Source organism: Micromonospora sp. WMMC250, assembly GCF_027460215.1.
Taxonomy (GTDB): domain Bacteria; phylum Actinomycetota; class Actinomycetes; order Mycobacteriales; family Micromonosporaceae; genus Micromonospora; species Micromonospora taraxaci.
The window spans coordinates 2,121,162-2,142,928 of record NZ_JAPZBJ010000002.1 but is presented as its reverse complement, the minus strand read 5'-3'; the positions used below and the strand labels follow the sequence as shown (position 1 = coordinate 2,142,928).

The window sequence follows — 21,767 nt, the reverse complement described above, 5'->3', positions numbered from 1 at the left end:
AGCCACGACGGCAGGGGCGGGCGCCCAGATCGACGAAGCGGCCGGACTGCGCCGATTCGCCCACGCCGTCCGGGATCCGCCGTGCCGCAATGGCGCGATCACGTGATGCGACGACGACGTCCGGCCGCCGATCATCGAAGGCATGGCCCACTCGACCGAACTTCCCGGCCTGCACCGGCTCCGCGTCGTACTCCTGATGTTCGTTCTTCTCGCCAGTACCGGGGCGGGTGGTCACGCCCCGCTGTGGACCCGCCTGGTGCTGGTGGCGACCGCAGCGGCGATTCCGGTCGCGGTCGCGGTCCAGTACGGCCGGGCCGGGGTACGCGCCCTGCTGGGGCTGTCGTCCCGGCTACGGCTGCGGGGTGGATCCGTTCCCGCGCCCCGTCCGATCCAACCCGAGTGAGGAGTCAGCGATCATGGCGAACAGCGATCCCCAGCCGCGGCGAGGTGACCAGGGCGCGCCTCCCTTCGCAGGCCGCAACGTCGAACTCGAACGGCAGAACCCCGACCTGTTGGTGCCACCGACCACCGACAGCCGGCTGGTGCCCAATCTGAAGTTCTCGTTCTCCCAGGCGCACACCCGGGTCGAGAAGGGCGGCTGGACCCGGGAGGTCACCAACCGCGACCTGCCGATCGCCAGCCAGCTGTCCGGTGTCCAGTTCGGTCTCGAACCGGGCGCGTACCGGGAGATCCACTGGCATCAGCAGTCGGAGTGGGCGTACGTGCTCAGCGGCAGCTGCCGGATCAGCGCCGTCGACCAGGAGGGACGCAACTTCATCGAGGACGTCAAGGAGGGTGACCTGTGGTTCTTTCCGCAGGGCATCCCCCACAACATCCAGGCGCTGGCGGACGGCTGCCAGTTCCTGCTGGTCTTCGACGACGGCGCGTTCTCGGAGAACAACACGTTCCTGCTCAGTGACTTCTTCGCCCACACACCTCGGCACGTCCTGGCCAAGAACTTCGGCTGGACGACCGAGCAGATGGAGAACCTGCCCGAACGGGAGAAGTACATCTTCCAGGGTGACGTTCCGCCGCCGCTGCAACAGGACCGGGTGGTCAGCCCCACCGGCGACATCCCGCGAAGCTTCAAGCACCGGATGCTCGCGCAGACACCGCAACGCTTCCGGGGTGGGACGGTCCGGGTCACCGACTCGACCAACTTCGCCGCGTCGGTGACCACCGCCGCCGCCCTGGTGGAGGTCGAGCCGGGCGGGATGCGCGAGTTGCACTGGCATCCCACCACCGACGAGTGGCAGTACTACATCTCCGGCACCGGACGGATGGGTGTCTTCGCGTCACAGGCCGCCGCCCGGACGTTCGACTTCCAGGCCGGCGACGTGGGTTACGTGCCCTTCGCGTACGGCCACTACATCGAGAACACCGGCGACGAGCCGCTGGTGTTCCTGGAGATGTTCCGGCACCCGCGCTTCGAGGACATCTCGGTGATGCAGTGGATGGCCAACACGCCCCACGAGGTCATCGCGGACACGATCAACGTGCAGAAGTCCATCGTCGACGCCCTGCCGGCCACCAAACAAACGGTGATCTGACCACGGTGACCGGTTCTCGCGTGGCCGTCACCGGGAGCGCCCGTCCGGCCCTGACGGCCCGCTCGGGCACGGCATCCGGCCGCCCGTCGTCGGACGGGCGGCGGGACCGGTGGATCAGGAACCGGCGGGCGCCGGAGACGTGGGCGCCTCGGCAGGTCGTCGGCGTCGGGACACCGCGCCGACGACGACGTCGATGACGAGGAAGGCCAGCAGGGTGAGCCCGAACAGCGGCAGCGCCCAGCCGATCGCCGCCACCACGGGTACGCCGATGAGCAGTGCCCGGAGCGGCAGACCACGGACCCCACCACGGGCCGGTGGGGTGCCGGCGAGGGCGCGTCGGTCGGTGCGGGTGGGGCGGCGTTGCCACCACATGCGGTAGCCCCAGACGATGACGCAGAGCAGCCCGAGGGCGATCGCGGCGAGCAGGATCTGGTTGATCGGTCCGAAGAGGATCCCCATGTGGGCCTGGATGCCGAGGCCGCTGAGTTTGGCAAGCAGGGGCCAGTCGGCGAAGTCGCTGCGGGCCGTGACCTCACCGCCGGACGGGTCGACGGCGACCCGGTCCTTGGCAACCGGCCAGGTGTTGTCGACCTGCGTGACGGTCCACGCCGAGCCCGGATCGGCGGGCGGGGCGATCTCGACCGGGCCGGACAGACCGGCCTCACGGGCGGCCGTCGCCACCCGGTCGAAGGCTGCCGACTCGACCACCCCACCCGCCCCGGGAGTGCCGTGGTGGCCGCCGCCGGTCGCGTCGGGGGCGACGGGATCGGCGAGGAGGCTGGTGGAGATGACCGGTGTGCGGGCGTTGAGCGCGTCGAGGCCGGCGCTGAAGTTCGCCCCGGCGTAGCGGGACCACGTCAGCCCGGTCGCGGAGAGGAAGAGCAGGCCGACGGTGAGCCAGATGCCGGTGGTCGCGTGCCATCCCCGGGTGCGGCGTACACCCTTGCCGGCGGACAGGTCCGGTACGAGCAGGTGGCGGGCGGTGGCGCGGGCGGCGCTGCGGCGACGCCACCAGAGGACGACCCCGCCGAGCGCGAGCACCCAGAGCCAGCTCGCGGCCAGTTCGGAGTAGTGCTCGCCGACCGCGCCGAGGTGCAGGTGGCGGTGCAGGTCGTCGAGCCAGGTGGTGGCGGGGGTGGAGCCGAACCAGGTGGTGAGCTGTCCCTGCGACTCGGCCGTGTACGGGTTGATGTAGACGGTGTGCTGGTTCTCGCCGAGTTCCGGCATGGAGAACGTCACCCGGGTGGTCTGGTCGCCCTCGCCGGGCTGCACGGCGGTGATGCTGCCCTCGGGGTGCGCGTTGCGGGCGGCTCCGACCTGCTCGGCCAGGGACACGGGACGGTCACCCACCTGCGCGACTGTCAACTTGTCGCCGTAGAGGAGCTGGTCGAGCTGCGGGGTGATGGTGAACGCCAGCCCGGTCAGCGCGGCGGTCACCAGGAACGGCGCGACGAGGATGCCGGCGTAGAAGTGCAGTCGCAGCAGCAGCGCGCCGAACGGCGACGCGCGCCGGACCGGTCGGGCCGGGGCTTCGGCGCTGGTGGCGGGTTCCGGCGTCGCCGCGCCGGACAACTCGGTGAGAGACATGCTGATCCGATCGGGATAGTCGGGATACCCCCGAGGGTGTCTCCCGTACTGACGTGGTCGCCCGGTGGTGGTGTGGCGTCGGTTCCGGCCCTGACGTGGTAGTCGGACAGCCGGACCGATTGGTTCCCACTGATGCTCGGCCGGCGAGCGGTTCGGCTCAGCGGCGGGCAGCCCGTCGCCACAGCAGCACGGCCGCCACCGCGACGAGGATCACGAGCGCCGCACCCGCCACGAGGACGCCGGCATCCGCGCCGCCGCCGTCGGGTCGCACCGCCGCCGCGGCGGACGGCGTGCTGGACGTGGCGGCCTCGACGACCGGCGCGGCGCTGGACGTGGGGTCGGCCACGGTGAACGGGTACGACCCCTGCACCGGGTGCCCGTCGGCGGAGACGACCCGGTAGGCGACTGTGTACGTGCCGTTCGGGAGGGTGTCGGTCACCTGGACGGTGCCCTTCGCCCCGGCGACCACCGGCTCGCCCGTGCCGACCTTCCGCTTGGCGGCGTCGGTGAGAACGATGGTGGTGAACGTGGGATCGAGCCGAGACATGAACTCGAGCACGATCTCCGTCGGTGCGCTGGTCAGCATCGACTGCTGCACCGGGGTGGCCGCCCGCAGCGAGTTGTGGGCAAAGGCCGGGCCGGCCGCGACGAGCAGTGCGACGAGGACGGCGAGCGCCGCCGCGCCGAGTCGGACGGCGGTGCGGCCCAGCGGCGGTACGGGCATGTGGAGGCTCCGGTTCATCCGAGCACCTGCTCGCCGATCCACCCGCCCGCTTGGCAGCCGGGTGGGATGGCGAAGACGGCGGAGCCGATCGGGGTGGTCCACTCGTTGAGCAGGTCCCGCTCGGCCAGCCGGCGTTGGATCGGCAGGAACTGTCGGGCGACGTCCGCCTGGTAGGAAGTGAAGACCAACCCGCTGTCGGCGTGGCCCTCGGCGGTCGGCACCCCGTCGTAGTTGTAGGGCCGGCGCAGGATCTTCAGCCGGTCGTCCGTCACGTGCGCGCGGGTCAGGTGGGAGAAGTCGGGGATGACGGTGAGCCCGTCCGGGCCGGCGGCAGCGAAGTCGGGCTCGTCGTGTTCGGCGGTGCCGGTGAGCGGGGCGCCGGTGTCGAGCCGCCGGCCGACGGCGAGTTCCCGGTCGGTGCGGCCGAGCAGGTCCCAGGTCTCCATGTTCATGCTGATCCGGCGTACGACAAGAGTGGTGCTGTCGCGCAGCCACGCGGGCCCGTCGGGCACCCAGACGGCGGAGTCCATCGGCACCCCGGGTCGGGGGTTGGCGGTGCCGTCGAGCTGACCGAACAGGTTGCGTTGGGTGTGGCCGCCCGGTTCGACGCCGGGGCTGCGCCGGAAACCCTGCTGCACCCACCGGACGGTGGCGAACGGCCGGCTGTCCTTGACCAGCACCCGTTGGGCGTGGGCGACGCTGATCGGGTCGTCCGCGCAGATCTGGAGCAGCAGGTCTCCGCCGGTCCAGGCCGGCTGGAGCCGGTCGACGCGGAACGGCGGCAGGTCGGCGACCGAGGCGGGCCGCCGGTCGTCGACGCCCGCCGCCCGGTACAGGGCGGGCCCGAAGCCGAAGGTCACTGTCAGCCGGGCGGGCAGGAGCCCCAGTTCGGCCTCGGTGTCGGCCAGCGCCGGCTTGCCCTGGGTGAGGCGGGCGGCGTCGTCGGTGAGCAGCCGCAGCATCCGGCCCAGCGCGGCCCGGTCGGTGCCGGCCCGCAGCGTGAACGCCACGAATGCCGCGTGCGCCTGCGGTTCGGTGGTCACGCCGGCCTGCCGGGCGCCGTGGAACGGCTCGACCAGAGCGCCGATGCTCGCCACCGGCGTGGTGTCGGCGGCGGCCGGTGACTGCCCGCTGTCGGTGCGGGTCGCGGCGATGGCCGCCCCGCCGGCGAGGGCTCCGCCGGCGGCCAGTGCCCCGCCGGTGAGCAGGCCACGCCTGCTCACCGGCCGGGCGGGTGGCGTGTCGGTCACGATGCCGGGCTCATGCTCATCTCCGGCGTGGCGCTCGTGCCGGGCATCGGCTGGCCGTGCCCGGGGGCGTAGCTCTCCTGCGCGCCGGTGAACGGCTTGGCCACGGCCGTGAACTGCTGGGTCCTGCCGTCGGCGAACGTCAGGGTGAACGTCAACTCGTCGCCGGCCTGCACCGGCTTGGCGAGGTTCATCAGCATCAGGTGGTCACCGCCGGGCTCCAGCGCGTGCGTGCTCTTCGCCTTGATCACGACGCCGCCCTGCTTGGCCTGCATGACCATCGTGCCGTCCTTCATGGTCATCTCGTGCAGCTCCATCGGCGACACCGAGGTCGCGGCGCCGGTCACCGTGACATCGCTGTCGCCGTCGTTGACCAGGGTCCCGAACGCCGCCGTCATCCCCTTGTCGGCGGCCTTCACCCACGGGTCACGAATGCCGAGCACCCCGGCGTCCGGGTTGGCCGAGGACGACGCGGACGGACCCGCCTGCCCGGTCGACGGAGAGTCGGACGATCCGCATCCGGCGGCGCCCACCGCCAGGATCGCGGCGGCGATGACGGCGGCCGAGCGGCGGCGCGGACCGAGCGGGCTGGTGCTGAGCATGTGTTCTTCCTCCGATGGTTGCTGCTGGCTGGATGGTCGGCCGCAGCTGGGAGAAAGTTCCAGGCTCAGGGCACGTTGATCGTGTACTCGGCGGTGTGCACCTTTCCGTCCACCTGGAAGTCGAAGAAGGCCCGGTACCGGCCCGAGCTGGGCGCGGTCAGCCAGAACTGGACAGTGCCGTCGACCAGCTCCGGCTCAGGGTGGACGTGCACATAGCCGAGATCGCCCTCGCGGACGACCACCAGGTGCCCGTACGCGCCCAGGTAACGCTCCAACTGCGCGGGCCCGGCCGCGTCGGTGCGCTGGACCTGGAACTGCATCGGCGCCGTCACCCCCACCGTCGGGGTGCCGCTCATCGACACCGCGTACGGCCCGGCCGTCGCCTGTGCCTGCCCCGGGGGCAGCGCGGCCGGGGTGTGCGCCCCCGGCACCGTGTGGTCGACGCCCAGCACGAGAGGCACCTGCGCGCCGTTGGCAGCGGTCACGGAGAAGTCGGCGTAGACGCGGTAACCACCGGGTTGGGCCAGCGTGAGGGGGACGCTCCAGGTGCCGTCGGGGGCCATCGTCGGGTGTACGTGCTGGTAGCCGGTCAGGTCGCGGCCCACCACGATCATGTGCAACGGCTTGTCGTGGACGACCGCGAAGCGGGTCGCCGGCTGCCGGTCGGTCCCGACGATCCGGAAGCGGTAGTCGGCGCGTACCCCGGCGGGTTGGGACCGCTCCAGCGGTTGCAGGGTGTACCCACCGGCGCTGACCGTCGTCCCGGTCGCCAACGTCTCGCCCGTCGCGCCGTCACCCCGGTGCGTGTGCGGACCGGTCCCCGCCGGGTGTTGGTGCCCGTCGGTCGCGGACCCCGCCGACCCCGAGGCCGGCGGACCGCCGGCCGGCTGCCGGGCGGTGTTCGACGGGCTCTGGTCGCCGGCGCCGATGCGGGCCAGCCCGAACCCGGCCAGCAGGGCGACCACCAGCCCGCCGACGAGCAGCGCCAGGTGGCCGTTGCTGAGCCGAGACCCGGGTGCCATCCCCGCGAGGTCCGTGCCGGTCCGGGAGCCGGCCTCGACTGTCGACTCGCCGTCGGTGCTGGCGGGGACCTTCGCCTTCTGGTCGGTGGCGGAGGGGGTCTTCGCCTCCTGATCGATGGTGGCGATGGCCTTCGTCTCCTGGTCGGCGGGCGTCGGGTCGACGGCGACGCCCGTGCGGGCCGTGACGACCGCGTCGCCCGTCCGCGCCGCCGGCACGGTGGCCGGTCGCCGCTTACCTCCCGTGGGCTTCGTGCCGACACCGCTCACCGCGGCGGCCGTCCTGCCGGCGGAGGACTTGGCAGCGGTCGTCTTTCCGGCGGCGGCCCTGGCTGGGCTGGTCTTGCCGGCGGAGGGCCGGTTCGAGGTACGTGCACCGCCGGCGCGTCGACCGGAGGCCGCCGGCGAGGTACGGCCCCGGCCGGTGGGTTTGGCGGTGGACGCCGTCCGGCGACGCCACACGACGAATCCGGCCGCCGCCACGAGTGCCGCGATCGCCGCCGCCCAGCCGGCCCAGGCCAGTCCTCCGGAATCGCTCTCCTCGCCCGGCCCGGTCGGCGGGGCCGCCGCAGCGTCGGACGGCGGGGTCACCGGCTGGGCCGAGGTGGTCGGCACCGCCGACGCCTGCCCGGACGACCCGTGCTGCTCGGTGGCGGCCACCAGCGCCGGGTCCGGCTGCGTCGTCGGTGGGCTCCACCCCTTGGGTGCCGCCGTCACCGGCCCGTTGTAGCGGAACGTCAGCGTGCCCCGCACGGTGTCGCCGTCCGAGGCGACCGACAGGTAGCTCACCGAATACTGGCCCTTGGCCGGCAGGTGGGTGACCGCCACCGTCGCGGGGAACCCGGTCGTGTACTCCCGTGGCTCGAACTGCCCGTTGACCAGGAAGTACTCCCGTACCGGCTTGTCCAGCGGCTTCGGCTCCCCGTACGACCAGCTGTTGTCGACCCGGATGCCGCCGGGGGCGGTGACGGTGAAGAACGCGTTGGGCGCGGCCTTCTCGGTGAAGAAGAGCTGCACCGCCGTCAACGGCTCACTCACGGTGGCCCCACCCGCTGGCGTGGACATGGCGAGAGTGCCGTGAGCCGAGGCGGGTTGGGCGGACGCGAGGAGAGCGACCGCCGAGGCGAGGAGGAGCGCGAGGACACCCGAGAGCACCCGCCCCGGAGTCTGAGGGAGACGACGCATCTGAATATCCTTACCGGAGTGAGGCTTTTTTCAAGAGCTGGCGATCTTTTTCCTCACATAGCAAAAGCCGACGACGGGCGCAGCGGTCCCCACACTGTGCCCCCGGTACCGGGACTTCCCTGGCCAGCTATGCTGCGGGCGGCGCTGGTTCGCCCCGTCGTGACCGTCGGGGCGTCGTAAGAGGGAACCCGGTGAAAGTCCGGGACTGCCCCGCAGCGGTGAGTGGGAACGAACGCCGTCATCAGCACTGGGCCGTCGGCCTGGGAAGCGACGGCCGGTAGGAGACCGGCATGACCGGTCAGGCCCGCAAGTCCGAAGACCTGCCTGCGCTGCGTACACGACCGTGTGCGCCGCCGTCGGCCTCGCGGGTGGGCTGAGCGGGTGACGCGCCGTCCGTCGGCGCGTCCTCGTCGGGGTGTCCGCGTACCGGTGGTGTGGTTTCCCGAGGGACGGACTACCGCTGTGCACGACACCGCCACGATCGCCGGCCGAGCGCCGTCGGCGTCGCACCTGACCCTGTCGCAGATCATGGACCAGCACCACACCAACCTGATGGGCACGGTGCACGGCGGCCGGATCCTCAACCTCATCGACTCGGTGGCCGGGGTCGTCGCCGCCCGGCACTCCGACGGGCCGGCGGTCACGGCCGCGATCGACGAGACCGCGTTCCTGCGCGCGGTGCGGGTCGGCGACGTGGTGCACGTCGACGCCCGGATCACCTGGGCCGGACGCAGCTCGATGGAGGTCGCGGTCAAGGTCACCGCCGACCGGTGGGACCGGGCCGTTCCGCCCACCGACGTGGCCACCGCCCACCTGGTCATGGTCGCCATCGACGACGACGGCCAGCCGAGGATGGTACCGCCGTTGCTACCCGAGACCGACGGGGACCGGAGGCGCTACCGGGAGGCGGAGATCCGCCGCGAGCACCGGTTGGCGTTGCGGCGGGCGCTGCTCGACGGCGCCGACGAGGGCTGAGGGGCGGCTCTGGGCCGTCCGTCGCCACGTTCGGCGGCTCTCGCCGAATCGTCGTCCTGGCCGTCACCCCGGATGTCACCCGGGCGGCACCCCCAGTTGGATAGCGTCCACGTGATGTCTCGATCACGGAGGGTGTGAATCGTCATGCGTGCAGCGGTGCTGCGGGAGTTCGACAGTCCGCTGACGATCGAGGAGATCGATCAGCCCACACCCGGGGCGGGGCAGGTGCTGGTGCGGATCGTCGCCAGCGGGGTCAATCCACTCGACACGAAGATCCAGGCCGGACAGGCCGCGCACGCGCGGGTCCAGCCGCCCGCGGTGCTCGGATTGGACCTTGCCGGGGTCGTCGCCGCTGTCGGCGCGGAGGTGACCGACTTCGCGCCGGGAGACGAGGTGTACGGGCTGTGCGGGGGAGTGGGTGGGCTACCGGGTTCGCTGGCCGAGTACGCCGCCGTGGACGCCCGGTTACTGGCCCGCAAGCCCGGCGGCCTCTCGATGCGCGAGGCCGCCGCGTTGCCACTGGCGGCGATCACCTCCTGGGAGGGGCTTGTCGACCGCGCCGGGGTCCGCCCCGGGCAGAAGGTGCTGGTGCACGGCGGTGCCGGCGGTGTCGGTCACGTGGGCCTGCAACTCGCCCAGGCGAAGGGTGCCGAGGTGTACGCGACCGGCGGGCCGGCGAGCGTACGGGTGATCGAGAGCCTGGGCGCCGTGCCCATCGACTACACCTCGACGAGCGTGGAGGAGTACGTCGAGAGGCACACCGGTGGCGAGGGGTTCGACATCGTCGTCGACAACGTCGGTGGCGCGACGCTCGACGCGTCGTTCGCGGCGGTACGCACCTATCACGGACACGTGGTCAGCGCGCTCGGCTGGGGCACCCACTCGCTCGCCCCGCTGTCGTTCCGTGGTGCGACCTACTCCGGCGTGTTCACCCTGCTGCCGATGCTCACCGGCCGGGGCCGCGACCACCACGGCGACATCCTGCGGGAAATCGCGACGTTGGCCGATGCCGGCGCGCTGCGCCCGCGACTGGACCGGCGTCGGTTCACGCTCGACACCATCATGGACGCCCACCGTGTGGTCGCCGACGGCATTGCCGAGGGCAAGGTCGTGGTGGACATCGCCGACTGACCGGCCGGTACGTCAGGTCCGCGCCGGCACCCCGCTGTCCAGGTCGACGATCCGGTCGGCCCAGCGGTCCATCAGGGTCTGGTCGTGGCTGATGACCAGGACACCGGCCCGCTGGGTCCGCTGGTAGTCGCTGATGACGGCGGCGACGTGCGCCTGGGTCGAGGCGTCCAGCATCGCCGTGGCCTCGTCGCAGAGCAGGTAGTCCGGCCGGTGTACGAGGGCCCGGGCGAGGCAGGCACGTTGCAACTGCCCGTCGGACACCGCGTGTGGCCGTCGGCCCCGCAGGTCGGCGGTGAGGCCGACGAGGTCGGCGAGTTCGGCCACCCGTTCCCGGACCGTCGCCTCGGGCGTTCGGACGGCACGGAGCGGTTCGGCGATCAGGTCGTCCAGGCTCAGCCGGGGATCGGCGGCGGCGCGCGGGCTCTGGAACAGGACGGCGACGCGGGTCCGCCTGTCGACCGGCACGGCGTACCGCACTCCGTGCACCGGCCTGCCGTCGATGCTGACCTGGCCGTGGTCCGGGCGGTGCAGGAGGGCCAGGACCCGGACCAGTGTCGACTTGCCGCAGCCGGACGGGCCGCGCAGCCCGACCGTCTCGTTTCGACCGACCCGCACCGTGACGCCGTCGAGCACGACCTGACGGCCGTACCCGACGGTGACCTCGTCGGCGAGCAGGTTCTGTTCGCTGGTCACGTGACGGCTCCGGTGCGGATCGGGTGGTGGCAGGCGACAGTGCCGTCGCCGGCGATCGGCGTCGGCGGTGGCTGGCTGGCGCAGGTGTCGGTGCGGTGCGGGCAGCGGGGCGCGAACGCGCAACCCGGAGGCAGCGCGGTGAGCATCGGCGGGTCGCCCGGCACCGGCCGGAAGGCGCGGTCCGGCAGGGCGTCGAGGAGCGCCGCGGCGTACGGGTGGGTGGGCGCGGCGAAGAGACTGTCGGCGTCGGTGTGTTCCACGATGCGGCTGGCGTACATGACGGCGACGGTGTCGGCGACCCGTTGCGCGGCGGCCAGGTCGTGCGTGATGAGGACGACGGCCGAGCCGTTGTCGCACCGGCGGCGCAGCAGGTCGAGGGTGTGGTCCACCAGCGGCCGGTCGAGGCCGGTGGTGGGCTCGTCGGCGATGAGCAGCGACGGGTCCGGTGCCAGCGCGAGCGCGCTGACCAGCCGCTGGGCCATGCCGCCGGAGAGTTCGTGCGGGTAGCGGTCCAGGTCGGCCGGGTCGAGCCCGACGTCGAGGGCGAGCCGCTCGGCGTCCGCCCGGTCCCGACCGTGCGCCCGGAGTGTCTCGGCGAGCAGTCGCCGTCCGGTGCGGACCGGGTTCAGCGCGGTGGCCGGGCTCTGCGGGACCAGCCCGACCCGACTGCCGCGTACCCGGCGGGCCAGGTGACGCTGACCGCAGGTGACCAGGTCGACCGGGTCGCTGTCCGGGTGGTGCAGGACGGCGTGGCCGGTGAGCGTGGCGTTGCCCGGCAACAGGCCGAGCAGCGCGTGGGCCAGGACGGACTTGCCGCAGCCGGACTCGCCGACGACGGCCAGCAGTTCACCGGCCCGTACGGTCAGGCTGAGGTCGGTGACCGCGCGCACTGTCGTGTCGCGCAGCCGGAACTCGACGCCGAGGCCGTCCACGGCGAGCAGCGGGCGACCCACGGCCGTCGGGCCGGGTGCCAGGTCGGTGATGCGTTCGGTGGTGGTCACAGGTGCAGCTCCGCTCGGACCCGGGGATCGAGGCGGTCCCGCCAGCGGGCGGCGATGACCGCGATGGCGAGGGTGACGACGACGATGACCGCGCCGGGTGCCAGGCTGGCCCACCAGGCGCCGGTCAGCAGCGACCCCTGACCGTCGTTGATCATGTTGCCGAGTGAGGCGAGGTGCGGCGGCAGACCGAGGCCGAGGAAGGACAGCGCTGTCTCGTGCCACACCGCGTGCGGGATCATCAGCGTGGTGGCCAGCGCCAGCCGGGGCAGCACGTGGGGCAGCAGGTGTCGGGTCAGGACCCGGCCCCGGCCGGCCCCTCCGCTGATGGCGGCGTCGACGAACGGCCGGGTGCGAAGGCTGAGCAACTCGGACCGGACGATGCGCGCCGTGGAGAGCCAGTGGGTGAGCCCGACGGAGGCGATCACCGCGCCGAGGCTGGGACGCAGCATGGCGACGATGAAGATGCCCAGCAGCAGGTGTGGCATCGCGGCGATGGTGTCCACGATCCGCATCAGGATCCGGTCGACCCGGCCGCCGAGCGTGCCGGCGATGCCGCCGATGACGCCGCCGAGGACGGTGGCGACGAGCGCGGCGACAGCGCCGACGAGCAGCGACACCCGCAGCCCGTAGACGGCGCGGTGCGCCACGTCCCGGCCGAGGTCGTCGGTGCCGGCGAGGTGGGTCCAGGACGGCGCCAACCGGGTCTGGTCCAGGGCCACCGCGCTCTGGTCGAGCGGCCAGACGAGCGGGGCCAGGAGCGAACCGACGAGGGCGACGGCGAGGGCCAGACCGGCGGCGACGACACCGGTCCGGCCGGGTCGCAGCCGCAGTCGGGACCGGGCCACGCGGAGCAGTGGCGGTCGGGTAGCAAGGTCAGCCATCGAGTCGCACCCTCGGGTCGGCGGCGGCGTACGCCAGGTCGGTCGTGAGGTTCGCGGCCAGCACCACAGCTGTGGTGACCAGCGTGATCGCCGCCAGCAGCGGGAAGTCGCTGCCCAGCGCGGCAGCCACCGTGACAGCGCCGAGACCCGGCAGCGAGAAGACCGTCTCGACCAGCACCGCACCGCCGACCAACTCCGGCAGGTGGGTGCCGACCAGGGTGAGGAACGGCAGCAGCGCGGTTCGCAGCGCGTGCCCGAACAGCACCGTCCGCCCCGGCAACCCCCGGGCCCGCGCGGCGAGCACGTGGTCGTCGCGCATGCTCTCCGCGACGGCGTCCCGGACGAACAACACGAACCACGGCGCCTGCGACACGGCGAGCACTCCCACCGGCAGGATCAGGTGGTGCGCCACGTCGGCCCACGACGTGCTGGTCGCGGTGACGTCGGTGAGCCCGCCGGCCGGCAACCACCCCAGCGCCAGCGCGAACACGGCGATCGCGGCCAGGCCCAGCCAGAAGACCGGCATCGACTCGACCGCGTAGGCCGCTGCCCGCAGACCCCTGTCGAACAACCCACCCCTGCGGTACGCGGCCAGCGCCCCCAGCAGCAGACTGCCGACCAGAACCAGGGCGAGGGTCACACCGATCAGCAGCAGCGTCCAGCCGGCCCGGGCGGAGAGCACCGAGGCGACCGGCTCGTGTCGACTCGTCGACCAGCCCAGGTCGCCCTGGACCAGGTTGCCGATCCAGCGCAGGTACTGCACCGGCAGCGGGTCGTCGACACCCCAGTTGGCGCGGATCTGCGCCAAATTCTCCTCGCTGGCGGTGAAGGCCGCCGCGCCCGCGTACTGCTTGGCCGGGTCCACCGGGGAGGCCGCCCCGAGGGCGAACATTCCGATGCTGGTCGCCGCGAGCACCGGAACGGCGACCAGGAGCCGGCGTCGGACCACCGCCCCCGCCCCGGCCAGTCGACCCGATCGGGTCACGAGCGCTTCCAGGTGTTGATGTTCCACCAGATGCTGTTCGCCACCCCGTGCTCGTGCGCCTCGACCCGGGGGGTCACGCCCTGCACGGAGGACTTCACCACGTAGGTGTGCCGCAGGTAGGTCAGGAACAGCCACGGCACGTCGGCGGCGAGCTGCTTCTGGAACTGCGCGTACGCGGCCTTGCGGCGGGTCGGGTCGATCTGGTCGCGGCCCTCCTGCAGGGCCTTGTCCACGGTCTCCGAGCGGTACGAGCCGGGGTTGAAGTAACCCTGCCCCGCGAACTGGGAGCCGAACAGCTTGTACGAGACGAAGTCCGGGTCGTACGGGGTGCCGTAGCCCATCAGCAGGGCGTCGGACTTCATCCGGGGGTCGATGGCGTCCCAGGTGAGCCCGGCCGGGGTGACCTCGATGCCGATCTTCTTGGCGTCGGCGGTGACGGCCAGGGCCAGGTCCTTGCGCAGGGTGTCGGTCGCCGGGTACATCAGCGTGAACCGGGCCGGCCGGCCGTCCTTGGCCCGTACTCCGCCCGCGCCGGGCTTCCAACCGGCCGCGTCGAGCAGCGCGGCCGCCGCCGTCGGGTCGGCGGTCGGCGTGCCGACGGTCGAAGGCTCGGCGAACTCGGAGGTCGGGGGAACCGGCCCGAACGCCGGCTCGCCGGCGCCGCCGAGGATGCCGGACACCATCGCGGCACGGTCGACGGCGACGTTCAGCGCTCGGCGGACCGCCGGGTCGGCGAGGACCGGGTTGCCCATCGGCAGCATCACGCCCCGATAGTCGGCCGTCGGCACCCGCTGCACCCGGTACGCGGTGTCGGTGTCGAACCCGCTGGCGAGCTTCGGTGGCAACTCGGCTGCGTCGAACTCGCCGGCCCGCATCCGTTGGGCGCGGACGTTGTCGTCGGCGACGAACGCCACCACGACCCGGTTGTTCGCCGGCCGGCCACCGAAGTAGCGCTCGTTGGCGGTGAGCACCAGTCGGTCACCCGGCGTCCAGGACTCGACCTTGTACGGCCCGGTCCCGATCGGCTTCCGGTTGAACCCGGTGGTGTTGATGTCCTGCCCGCCGAGCAGCTTCGACGGCACGATGCCGAGGGTGAGTCGCTGGAGGAACGGCGCGTACGGGTAGCGCAGCGTGAACACGACTGTCGACGCGTCGGGCGCGGTCACCGACGCCACCATGTCGAGGTCGGAGCGCAGCGTGGAGTCCACCTTCGGGTCCAGCACCGCCTGGTACGTGAAGACGACGTCCGCCGCGCTCAGCGTGGTGCCGTCGTGGAACTGCACGCCGTCGCGCAGCTTGGCGGTCACGGTGCGCCCGTCGGCCGACACCGTCGGCAGGGCGGCGGCGAGACCGGGGACGAGGCGGTTGTCGCCGTCGCGGGCGACGAGCCCGTCGAAGATCAGCGCGGCGCCGTCGACGCCGAAGTTGAGCACCGGGTTCAGCGCGTCCGGCTCATCGGAGGTGGCCACGACCAGCGTCGCGCCGCTGGCTGAACTGTTCGGGGTGGTCGGGGCCGAGCAGCCGGCGAGGACGAGCATCCCGGCCGCTGCGGTCGACGCCACGAGGCGTCGGAAGGTCGGACGGATCCGGGTCACAGAACGCTCCTGCGGTAGGTGTGGTGAATCTCGGTCAGGTGGGACTGCGCTGCGCACGGCGGGTCGGCCTCGTCGGTGTCGCTCATCTCACGGCAGCCGTGGGCCGGCTTCGCGCTGGACCGCCAGCCAGGTTTCGACGTCGTCGGCCGTGCCGGGCAAGCCCGTCGACAGATTCATCGCGCCGCCGGCAGTGACCAGGATGTCGTCCTCGATGCGGATGCCGAGACCCCGCAGTTCGGCGGGGACCAGGTCGTCGTCGGGCTGAAAATAGAGGCCAGGCTCCACAGTGAGCACGAAACCCTCGTCGAGCTCCCCGTCGCGGTATCTTTCGGGCCGAGCCGAGGCGCAGTCGTGGACGTCGATGCCGAGCATGTGGCCGAAGTCGTGCAGCGTCCATCGGCGGTGGATGGTGGAGCTGCTGTCCATGGCCTCGTCGACGCTCACCGGCAGCACGCCCAGCGCCGCCAGGCCCTCGGTAAGCGTCCGCATGCAGACCTCGGAGACCTCGGCGAACCTGACTCCAGGCTTGATCAGGTCGATGCCGGCCTGTTGCGCGGCGTACACGATGTCGTACACCTGCCGCTGGAGCGGGGTGAAAGTGCCGGAAACCGGGACAGTGCGGGTCACGTCGGCGGTGTAGAGGTGCCGGTTCTCCACGCCCATGTCCATCAGCAGCAGCTCCCCCGGCACCGTGGTGCCGGTGTGGTGTTTCCAGCACAGGACGGTGGCGTTGGGGCCGGCGCACACGATGGAGCCGTAACCGACGTGATTGCCGTCGTGCCGGGCACGCAGGCCGAAGACGCCTTCGACGAGCCGTTCGGAGACGCCGCGGTCGGCTGGCAGAACCCGGGCGACGTCTTCGAATCCGCGGACGGTGGCGTCGACGGCGTCCTGGAGCTGAGCGATCTCCCACTCGTCCTTGACCAGCTTGGCCTCCGATATCACCGCGGCCAGTTCCCGGTCGCGTGCGCCGGCCCGCTCCGGCTCGTACGGCCGCACGGCGTGGTCGACTCCCCGGTCCAGCCCGCGCAGCACCCGAGTGCGGCCAGGTGCGCAGGCGGCGAGTGCGGCATCCAGGTCGGCGAGGTCGGCAGTCTCGATGCCCAGTTCGGTCGACTTCTCGGCGTGCGACTGCCGCCGGCCGACCCACAGCTCACCGTCGCGGCTGCGGAAGAACTCGTCGCTCTCCCGGGACGTACGCGCCCGGGTGTAGAGAACGGCGTCGTGCCCGCCGCCGCCCGGCCACAGGATCAGCACACCGTCGGGGTCGTGGTCGCCCGTCAGGTAGGCGAAGTCGCTGCCGGGGCGGAACGGAAACCTCGTGTCGTTCGCCCGCACCTTCTGCGAACCGGTGGGAATCACCAGCGTCTCCCCGGGAAACGCCTGTGACAGTGCCGCCCGACGACGCGCCTGATGGTCGACCTCCGGTCGGCGCTGCACGTCGAGCGGCTCGTCACGCCAGCCGGTCCGCATGAACGTCAGGAACGCCTCCGGAAATTCGGCATCGTGCGACTCGGTGCGCACTGCTCGCCGCTCGTCCCCTTGCTTCACGACTTGCTCCTTGCTCGGCACCACCCCATGATCACCCGCAAACCTTAGGCTATTGCAAATCCTGGGCAATAACTAGACCAGCAGTTCGTGTCCAGCGTGAAGATCAACGGAATGTTCACGCCGTGGCTTGGTGCCGAACACTCGCCTGGACCTGCACGTTTGCGCGCGCTCAGCAGGGTGGCCAGGAATCCTGCAACCCCAAGCCCGGAGCGTTCCTTGTCCCTGCCCCGACGTCGTCGACGAAGCGCGGTGACCGTCCTCGCGCTGACGGCCCTTGCCGTCGCCGCGCCCGTCCTGGCCCTGCCGTCCCCGGCGGCGGCGCACCCGTTCGGTGACCCGCAGACCGTGTCCATCACGCCCGACGAGCAGCGGCCCGACGTCGTGCGAGTGCGGTGGCGCGTCGGAGGCCCCGACGACCTGACACTGCTCGGAGTCTCGCTCGGCCTGCTGCCGGCCGATCGCGTGCTGCTCGACGGTGCTGTCGACTACCGGGCGACCGATCCCGCCGTGCTCGCGTCGTCCCAGCAGTTCCCCGCGTACCTGCTCAAGCAGATCACCGTGGCCGACGGGCCGCGGCAGTGCGTCGGCGCTGTCGCGCCGCTGAAAGCCCTCGCGCGGGCGGGCGCGACAGTCGACTACACCTGCCCGGGCGCGGTGGGCACTGTCACGGTCGCGGTGCGGATGCTCACCGACCTCAACCCCGCCTACCGGGCGATGGCGACCGGCCCCGGCGGGCAACGCGCCGTGTACGGCTCCGGCGAGGACTCCCACGACTGGACCCTCGCCGGTGGTGCGCCGACCGTCGGCAGCACCAGCACCAGCACCATTACCGGCCGGAGTGCTGCCGTCCAGCTCGCCGCCGTCGTCGGTGCCGCGCTGCTGGTCGCGGTCGGGGCGCTGCTCGTGTCCCGGCGGGTGCGGCGACGGCGAGCAGTGGCATGACCGCGACCGTCGTTCTCTCCGCGTCCCTCTCGGACCGGTTGCAGGACATCGTCAACTCGCCGGGCGTACCCCCGCTCGCGTTCGTGCTGGCCTTCGCCGCCGGTGCGGGTCACGCGGTGGCCCCCGGCCACGGCAAGAGCCTGGCCGCCGCCTACCTCGCCGGCTCGCGTGGCCGGATCCGGGACGCCGCCTGGCTGGGCGGTTCGGTGGCGGTCATGCACACACTGTCGGTCCTGGTGATCGGCGTGGCGTGGACCTTCCTGTCCCTGTCCGAGGTGATCCGGATGCAGGAACTCACGAGCTGGCTGCAACTCGGTGCCGGTCTGATCATCCTGGCCACCGGTCTGTGGATGGTGCGCCGGCACCTGCACGCCGCCGGCCACGATCACAGCCACAGCCACAGCCACAGCCGCAGCCACGGCCGCAGCCACGGCCACGGCCACGGTCACGAGCACGGCAAGCGTCCCGGTCTGTTCCTGCTGGGCATCTCCGGCGGACTGACCCCGTCCCCGGCCGCGTTCCTCGTGCTGGCGACCGGGCTGTTCATCGGTCGGGCCGGCTTCGCCCTGCTGCTGGTCCTGACGTTCGGGCTCGGCATGGCCGTGGTGCTCTTCGGCGTCGGGGTCCTCGCGGTCGCCGGTAGCTCGCTGGTCAGCCGGGGAGCACAGTCCCACGCGATTCTCGGTCTGGCCACCCGGGTGGCGCCCGTCCTCGCGGCCAGCGGCATCACGCTGTTCGGCGCGGGCCTCGTCATCGTCGCCGCGATCCACCTCGTCGCCCTCAGTTGAGCGGCGGCGGACGGACCATCCGCCGGTGGTGACGGTCCCGGTTGACCGGCTAGGGTTCCGCTGTGTTTCGCGCCGTCGTGTTGATCGCTGCTGTGGTGCTCGCCTCGGACCAGGCCACGAAGTACTGGGCCGAGTCCGCGCTGTCGGACGGGCAGACCATCTCCATCGTGGGTGACCTGCTGTCCCTGCGGCTCGTCTACAACCCGGGTGCCGCCTTCTCCATCGGGTCGTCGTACACCTGGATCTTCGCGGTCTTCGCGGCGGCGGCCGTGGTCGCGGTGACGGTCGTGGCACGGCGGGTCACGTCGCGTCCGTGGGCCGTGGCGTTGGGACTGGTGCTCGGCGGCGCGACGACGCACCTGCTGGACCGGCTGTTCCGCGAACCGAGCTTCGCGCGGGGGCACGTGGTGGACTTCATCGACTACGCCGGGTTCTTCGTCGGCAACGTCGCCGACATCGCTCTGGTGGTCGGTGTGGCCATCGTGATGCTGCTCAACCTGCGGGGCGTCCCGCTGCGGGAGACGGCCCCGTCGGGCGAGGCGGTGTCGTCCTCCTGAGCTCAGGCCAGGACGACGTCGAGCCGGCGCGGCCCGTGCACGCCCTCGACCCGGTCGAGTTCGATGTCGCTGGTGGCGGACGGGCCGGAGATCCAGGTGAGCGGCGAACGCGCGTCCAGCCGGGTCAACGCCTCCGGCAGTAGCCCGACGACCTGGTCGCTGCGGACGACGCAGATGTGCCGGTCGGGCACCAGGGTGAGCGCCCGCCGACCCTGCGCCGGACCGGCGTCGAGCACGATGGTGCCGGTGTCGGCGATCGCCACGGCGCAACCGGTCAGGACCGCGTCCGTCGCGTCCAGCTCGCCAGGTGACAGTGGGGGAGCGTCCCGGCAGACCCGCCCGGCGTAGCCGGCCAGCCAGCCGGCGGGGACGTCGGTGGGGACGGCGAGTCGGTCCACAGTCGCCAGCAGCGCGGGCAGGGCGTCGATGCCGTGGTGGACGACCGCCCGATAGTCCTCCAACCGGTCCACGAGGACGGCGACCAGGTCGGAGCGGTCGTCGACGCGCCGGTAGCCCCGGGGCACCGGCACCGGCGGCGGGTCGTCGGCCAGGGCCGTGCGCAGTCGCGCCAGGATCTCGTCGCGTGCGGTCACTGCTGGTTCCACCATTCACGGAAGGTCTGCGGCGCGGGCAGCGGCACGTCCCGTGACCGGGTCCAGGCCGAGGCGGGCCAGGGCAGTTTACGCAGCGTACGGGCACCGGCGCGACGCTCGCGGTACGCGCCGAGCGGTCCCGCGCCGATCCGGGCCAGACGCAGGGCGGCGGCCCAGCGGCGAGGGCTGCGCATCACCCAGGACAGCACGCGCATCGCGGCCCGTTCCGCGGGTGGGTGCGGTGCCTCCTGCCGGAGGTGGACCAGGATCTCCGGAATGTTGATCTTCACCGGGCACACGTCGTAGCAGGCGCCGCAGAGCGTCGACGCGTACGGCAGGGAGGCGTTGTCGGCAACGCCGGTCAGCTGCGGCGACAGGATCGCGCCGATCGGCCCCGGGTACACCGAGCCGTACGCGTGCCCGCCGGCCCGCTCGTACACCGGGCACACGTTGAGGCAGGCGGAGCAGCGGATGCAGGACAACGCCGGCCGCCCGACCGGGTCGGCCAGCACCGCGGACCGGCCGTTGTCGACCAGCACGACGTGCACGTCCTGCGGACCGTCGCCGGGGGTGACGCCGGTCCACATCGAGGTGTACGGGTTCATCCGCTCGCCGGTCGAGGATCGCGGCAGCAGCTGCAGGAAGACCTCCAGGTCACCGAAGGTCGGCAGCAGCTTCTCGACGCCGACGACGCTGATCAGCGTCTCCGGGAGGGTGAGGCACATCCGCCCGTTGCCCTCGGACTCGACGACGACGAGCGTGCCGGTGTCGGCGACGGCGAAGTTGGCGCCGGACACGGCGACCCGGGCCGAGAGGAAACGTCGCCGCAGGTGGACACGGGCTGCCTCGGCCAGCGCGGACGGCTCGTCGGTCAGGTCGGTCGGGACGTCCGGCATCCGACGCTGGAAGATCTCCCGGATCTGTGTCCGGTTGTAGTGGATCGCCGGCACCAGGATGTGCGAGGGGGTGTCGTCGCCGAACTGCACGATCAGCTCCGCCAGGTCCGTCTCGTACGCGGCGATCCCGGCCGCCTCCAGAGCCTCGTTCAGCTCGATCTCCTGGGTCGCCATCGACTTGACCTTCACGACCTCGTCGGCCCCGGTGGCCCGGGTCAGCTCGACCACGATCCGGCAGGCCTCGGCCGCGTCCCGGGCCCAGTGCACTGTGGCGCCGGCGGCGGTGGCGGACGCCTCGAACTGCTCCAGCAGCTCCGGCAACCGGCGTTGGACGTCCGCCTTGATCGCGGAGCCGGCGTCGCGCAGGGCCGCCCAGTCGGGCACCTCGTCGACCACGCGGGCGCGCTTGGCGCGGATGGTGCGGGTGGCCCGGTGCAGGTTGGCGCGCAGTTGTGTGTCGGCGACGGCCGGTCTGGCCGCGGTGGGAAAGGGCAGTGGCGTGCGGATGCGTCCGCTGCCGGTGGTCGGAGCGATCGGGGGGTTCACGAGGTGGCCCCCGTCGAGGCGAGGATCTCCGCGTAGTGCATGGCCCGTACGCCGGACCGGTGGCGGTCCAGGCCGCCTCCGATGTGGGCCAGGCAGGAGTTGTCGGCGGCGGCGAGCACCCGCGCTCCGGTCTCACCGACCCGGGCACACTTGTCGGTGAGCATCGCGGTGGAGACGTCCGGGTTCTTGACCGCGAACGTGCCGCCGAAACCGCAGCACTCCTCGGCGTCGCCCAGCTCCACGAGGTCGATCCCGCGCACCTGGCGCAGCAGTTTCAGCGGTCGGTCGCCCAACCGGAGCATGCGCAGGCCGTGGCAGGTGGGGTGGTAGGTGACAGTCTCCGGGAACTCCGCTCCGACGTCGGTGACGCCGAGGACGTCGACGAGCAGTTCGGACAGCTCGTAGGTGCGGGCGGCCACCGACGCGGCGGGCGGGTGCAGGCGCGGGTACTGGTCACGGATCATCGCGGTGCACGACCCGGACGGCGCGACGATCGCGTCGTAGCCGTCGAACACGTCGACGTAGTTGCGCACCATCGGCATCGCCTCGGCCCGGTAACCGGTGTTGGCGTGCATCTGCCCGCAACAGGTCTGCCGGTCGGGGAACTCGACGGTGTGGCCGAGCCTCCGCAGGATGCGGGTGACAGCGATGCCGGTGGCCGGGTACGCGAGGTCGTTGACGCAGGTGATGAAGAGGGCTGTGCGCACGGCGGCTCCTCG

Annotated in this window: 21 protein-coding genes and 1 riboswitch; of the genes, 7 read left to right on the top strand and 14 right to left on the bottom strand. The window is 72.1% G+C overall.

The annotated features are described in order from the left end of the window. The first annotated feature begins 142 nt into the window (after positions 1–142). Complete coding sequence (locus O3438_RS09235) at positions 143–403, top strand: hypothetical protein (RefSeq protein ID WP_269679562.1); 261 nt, start codon at positions 143–145, stop codon at positions 401–403. 13 nt (positions 404–416) lie between these two features. After that, positions 417–1,550 carry an oxalate decarboxylase family bicupin gene (locus O3438_RS09230; protein ID WP_145780324.1) on the top strand — a complete coding sequence of 378 codons (1,134 nt, stop codon included), beginning with the start codon at positions 417–419 and terminating at the stop codon, positions 1,548–1,550. Between the two features lie 114 nt (positions 1,551–1,664). Here the strand turns inward: O3438_RS09230 and O3438_RS09225 are convergent, their stop codons facing one another. The 5 genes from O3438_RS09225 to O3438_RS09205 form a co-directional block, all read right to left on the bottom strand. After that, complete coding sequence (locus tag O3438_RS09225; RefSeq protein WP_269679561.1) at positions 1,665–3,137, bottom strand: PepSY-associated TM helix domain-containing protein; 1,473 nt, start codon at positions 3,135–3,137, stop codon at positions 1,665–1,667. A 157-nt stretch (positions 3,138–3,294) separates the two neighbouring features. Further along, positions 3,295–3,879, bottom strand: coding sequence for a copper resistance CopC family protein (locus tag O3438_RS09220; RefSeq protein WP_442929582.1), 585 nt, complete (start codon positions 3,877–3,879; stop codon positions 3,295–3,297). Continuing rightward, positions 3,876–5,084 (bottom strand): Dyp-type peroxidase, encoded by a 1,209-nt coding sequence (locus tag O3438_RS09215; protein WP_442929713.1) that lies wholly within the window; start codon positions 5,082–5,084, stop codon positions 3,876–3,878. Before O3438_RS09215 ends, O3438_RS09220 begins: the two co-directional genes overlap by 4 nt. A 23-nt stretch (positions 5,085–5,107) precedes the next feature. Beyond that, positions 5,108–5,710 (bottom strand): copper chaperone PCu(A)C, encoded by a 603-nt coding sequence (locus tag O3438_RS09210; RefSeq protein WP_269679559.1) that lies wholly within the window; start codon positions 5,708–5,710, stop codon positions 5,108–5,110. 65 nt (positions 5,711–5,775) lie between these two features. Next, the gene (locus O3438_RS09205) at positions 5,776–7,914 is read right to left on the bottom strand and encodes a copper resistance CopC family protein (protein WP_269679558.1); all 2,139 of its coding nucleotides are present in this window, start codon (positions 7,912–7,914) and stop codon (positions 5,776–5,778) included. A 128-nt stretch (positions 7,915–8,042) separates the two neighbouring features. Beyond that, positions 8,043–8,256, top strand: a riboswitch (cobalamin riboswitch). Positions 8,257–8,442: 186 nt separating this feature from the next. On the opposite strand from O3438_RS09205, the gene O3438_RS09200 reads away from it, so the two are divergent. Together O3438_RS09200 and O3438_RS09195 are read left to right on the top strand one after the other, a co-directional pair. Next, positions 8,443–8,889, top strand: a complete 447-nt coding sequence (locus tag O3438_RS09200; protein WP_442929712.1) for an acyl-CoA thioesterase — start codon at positions 8,443–8,445, stop codon at positions 8,887–8,889. Between the two features lie 144 nt (positions 8,890–9,033). Then, entirely contained in the window at positions 9,034–10,020 is a 987-nt protein-coding gene (locus tag O3438_RS09195; protein ID WP_269679556.1) for a zinc-dependent alcohol dehydrogenase family protein, read from the top strand. A gap of 12 nt (positions 10,021–10,032) precedes the next feature. Here the strand turns inward: O3438_RS09195 and O3438_RS09190 are convergent, their stop codons facing one another. The 6 genes from O3438_RS09190 to O3438_RS09165 form a co-directional block, all read right to left on the bottom strand. Further along, positions 10,033–10,713, bottom strand: coding sequence for an ABC transporter ATP-binding protein (locus O3438_RS09190; protein WP_269679555.1), 681 nt, complete (start codon positions 10,711–10,713; stop codon positions 10,033–10,035). Continuing rightward, the gene (locus O3438_RS09185) at positions 10,710–11,714 is read right to left on the bottom strand and encodes an ABC transporter ATP-binding protein (protein WP_269679554.1); all 1,005 of its coding nucleotides are present in this window, start codon (positions 11,712–11,714) and stop codon (positions 10,710–10,712) included. Before O3438_RS09185 ends, O3438_RS09190 begins: the two co-directional genes overlap by 4 nt. After that, complete coding sequence (locus O3438_RS09180; RefSeq protein ID WP_269679553.1) at positions 11,711–12,595, bottom strand: ABC transporter permease; 885 nt, start codon at positions 12,593–12,595, stop codon at positions 11,711–11,713. Before O3438_RS09180 ends, O3438_RS09185 begins: the two co-directional genes overlap by 4 nt. Further along, a complete protein-coding gene (locus tag O3438_RS09175; protein ID WP_269679552.1) occupies positions 12,588–13,580 on the bottom strand; it encodes an ABC transporter permease in 993 nt (330 codons plus the stop codon). Before O3438_RS09175 ends, O3438_RS09180 begins: the two co-directional genes overlap by 8 nt. Beyond that, positions 13,577–15,175 (bottom strand): ABC transporter substrate-binding protein, encoded by a 1,599-nt coding sequence (locus O3438_RS09170; RefSeq protein ID WP_269679551.1) that lies wholly within the window; start codon positions 15,173–15,175, stop codon positions 13,577–13,579. The genes O3438_RS09175 and O3438_RS09170 overlap by 4 nt, the downstream gene beginning before the upstream one ends. Before the next feature lie 87 nt (positions 15,176–15,262). Then, positions 15,263–16,726, bottom strand: a complete 1,464-nt coding sequence (locus tag O3438_RS09165; RefSeq protein WP_269679550.1) for an aminopeptidase P family protein — start codon at positions 16,724–16,726, stop codon at positions 15,263–15,265. A gap of 249 nt (positions 16,727–16,975) precedes the next feature. Between O3438_RS09165 and O3438_RS09160 the strand changes: the two genes are divergently transcribed. From O3438_RS09160 to lspA, 3 genes are all read left to right on the top strand, one after another. Further along, positions 16,976–17,668 (top strand): hypothetical protein, encoded by a 693-nt coding sequence (locus O3438_RS09160; protein WP_269679549.1) that lies wholly within the window; start codon positions 16,976–16,978, stop codon positions 17,666–17,668. Further along, entirely contained in the window at positions 17,665–18,456 is a 792-nt protein-coding gene (locus tag O3438_RS09155; protein ID WP_269679548.1) for a HoxN/HupN/NixA family nickel/cobalt transporter, read from the top strand. Before O3438_RS09160 ends, O3438_RS09155 begins: the two co-directional genes overlap by 4 nt. A 62-nt stretch (positions 18,457–18,518) precedes the next feature. Then, positions 18,519–19,013 carry a signal peptidase II gene (gene lspA, locus O3438_RS09150; protein WP_269679547.1) on the top strand — a complete coding sequence of 165 codons (495 nt, stop codon included), beginning with the start codon at positions 18,519–18,521 and terminating at the stop codon, positions 19,011–19,013. A gap of 2 nt (positions 19,014–19,015) precedes the next feature. On the opposite strand, the gene O3438_RS09145 is transcribed toward lspA, so the two are convergent. Genes O3438_RS09145 through O3438_RS09135 form a run of 3 tightly spaced genes read right to left on the bottom strand, consistent with a single transcriptional unit; the run spans position 19,016 to position 21,755 of the window. Continuing rightward, the gene (locus tag O3438_RS09145) at positions 19,016–19,621 is read right to left on the bottom strand and encodes a LutC/YkgG family protein (protein ID WP_269679546.1); all 606 of its coding nucleotides are present in this window, start codon (positions 19,619–19,621) and stop codon (positions 19,016–19,018) included. Further along, a complete protein-coding gene (locus O3438_RS09140; protein WP_269679545.1) occupies positions 19,603–21,048 on the bottom strand; it encodes a lactate utilization protein B in 1,446 nt (481 codons plus the stop codon). Before O3438_RS09140 ends, O3438_RS09145 begins: the two co-directional genes overlap by 19 nt. Continuing rightward, a complete protein-coding gene (locus O3438_RS09135; protein WP_269679544.1) occupies positions 21,045–21,755 on the bottom strand; it encodes a (Fe-S)-binding protein in 711 nt (236 codons plus the stop codon). The genes O3438_RS09140 and O3438_RS09135 overlap by 4 nt, the downstream gene beginning before the upstream one ends. Positions 21,756–21,767 lie beyond the last annotated feature (12 nt).